Origin of the sequence: Paraburkholderia oxyphila NBRC 105797, assembly GCF_000685075.1 — a bacterium.
GTDB lineage: Bacteria > Pseudomonadota > Gammaproteobacteria > Burkholderiales > Burkholderiaceae > Paraburkholderia > Paraburkholderia oxyphila.
In genome coordinates this window covers 1-2,033 of record NZ_BAYD01000251.1, presented here as the reverse complement: position 1 = coordinate 2,033, position 2,033 = coordinate 1, and the positions used below count along the sequence as shown (strand labels likewise).

Below are 2,033 nucleotides of genomic sequence, written 5' to 3'. Positions count from 1 at the left end.
CAAATCAAATCAAACCAACCGCCGCCCAAGGCGACCTAAAAGAAATGGTGAATCCCCGTCAGCACAGCAGTCTGCGTGCCAGAAGACGAAGCCCCAATCCCCACAGTATCGGCAACGGCCCCAGAAGAAGCCCGTTCAACCATCACATCCATATAGACCTGCGTCCGCTTGGAAAGCGAATAAACATTAGCAACTGTAGCTTGCGTCCACCGCTTGCCGGACAGCGTCATGGTCCAGGCACCCGCACCCACCATATACGCAGGTGTGACCTGAAAATTGACACCTCCATCGATAGTGCGATAGTTCTGCGCATCACCACGCCGCTCGATCCGCACGTCGGTAACGAGCGCATGCACCTGAACCCGTCCCCACTGATAACTACCCCCGATACCCGCATTGCGCACGCTGTCCGCCACGAACGGCGCGCCGCCGGCGAGATTGACGCCTTCGAACGCATCGAGCCCGAGCCCGCCAGCCAGATTGAGTGTACGGTCGTGATACTCCGACCACGCCGCCGCGAGCTTCAGCGGCCCGTACCCATAGTTCGCGCCAAGGCTGATCGTGCGTCCCGTCGTGCTGCTGCTCGAATTCGTAAAGCCGTATAGCGCACCCACGGTGAGCCCCCAGAACGGCCGGCTGACAAACTTGGCGGTATTGGACAACTCCACGGGCACGGTATTGGCCAGCCCATCGACATTGCCCGGATGAAATGCGGAGAAGTCGCCAAGCGACTGCGCAGTCGAAAGCGGACCAAGCATCTCGAAGTGGAAGTCGGTCTGGCGCCCGAGCGTCACAGTGCCGATATCGTTCTTCGAGAGACCCACATAGGCCTGCCGATTGAAGAGCGTCCCCGCGCTCGACATCGCGCCACTGATCGTCGAGAACCCCGACTCCAGCTTGAACACCGTCTTCAGTCCCGAGCCCAGATCCTCGGCGCCCGTGAGGCCCCAGCGGTCGGCCTGAAACGTGCCCTGTTCGGCAAAGAACGAGTGCGAGCCATGCAGATTGCTGACGTAGCCAACACCCGCATCCAGACTGCCATATAGCGTGATGCTGCTCTGTGCATATGCACCTGAAATACTGGCAAGACCAAGTGCTGCGCACGCGGGCGCAGCCAGACACTTCTTCATTGGGGTCTCCTCGCTATGCTCTATTGGATGTGCCGGCCCTGGCTGAGCTGGCACGCATTTGCGTTCACTTCAATGTCTGATACAGGATTGCCGCGCCCGAAACGATCGCGAAGCCCATTACGCTGACGCGCAAGACTTTGCTGTTCAGGCGCTGGTGTACGTGTTGGCTGATGAAGGCGCCAAGGATGACGGGCGGCACGAGCAACAGGGCGGAAACGAAGCGGCCCAAGGTGATCTGGCCGGTGAAGCTGAGCAACATGAGCGAGAGGGCCTCGCCGATGGCGAAGCACAGCGCGATGGTTGAGCGCAGCGCCGGCGCGCGGTAGTGCTGGAACACCATCGCGAGTGCCGGGCCGCCGATGCCGGTCGCGGTTTCGGTGATGCCGGTTACGGCGCCTGCCGTGATCAGTGCGTTGCGGCCCGGTGCGAATGTTGGCGCGCACAGCGTTGCAACGGCGGCGGCAATCGTTGATGCGCCGATGAACAGGTTCAGATCGTGTGCCGAGATGCGCGAGATGATCCACACGCCGACCAGCGCGCCCGCTGTGCGGCCGACTGTGATCCATAGCGTGCCGTTTGAATCGAGTGCAGGGCGCTCGCGCCACGCTAGATAGATATTGAGCGGGAGCATCAGGATCAGGAGGGAAACGGGCAGGAGGCCCGGGTCTATCAGGCTGATTACGGGCGCGCAGATGAGCGCGAAGCCTACTCCCACGGCGCCTTGAATGAAGGCTGCAATTGCCACAGTTGTGGCGAGAAGGAGGAATACTGTAATGCTCACAGGTTGGTGCTCCTGATTGATTGTTGGGGGCGGTTCGTCCGCCTGGGTTAGCTAATTTGTTCGATTTCCTGAGTTTCTGGGTTCGTGGTTCTCTTGCTTTCGCGGTTAACTTGTTTTCGCGG

Annotated in this window: 2 protein-coding genes; both read right to left on the bottom strand. The window is 60.3% G+C overall.

What is annotated here, in order from left to right; genetic code table 11:
- Positions 1 to 35 precede the first annotated feature (35 nt).
- Positions 36 to 1,130, bottom strand: coding sequence for a porin (locus BO1_RS48690; RefSeq protein WP_043289322.1), 1,095 nt, complete (start codon positions 1,128 to 1,130; stop codon positions 36 to 38).
- 64 nt (positions 1,131 to 1,194) lie between these two features.
- Positions 1,195 to 1,911 carry a sulfite exporter TauE/SafE family protein gene (locus tag BO1_RS48685; RefSeq protein ID WP_028223758.1) on the bottom strand — a complete coding sequence of 239 codons (717 nt, stop codon included), beginning with the start codon at positions 1,909 to 1,911 and terminating at the stop codon, positions 1,195 to 1,197.
- Positions 1,912 to 2,033 lie beyond the last annotated feature (122 nt).

Bases quoted from the DNA above. Each gene is read 5' to 3' on its own strand.
- BO1_RS48690 (WP_043289322.1), bottom strand. From the start codon at position 1,130: ATGAAGAAGTGTCTGGCTGCGCCCGCGTGCGCAGCACTTGGTCTTGCC.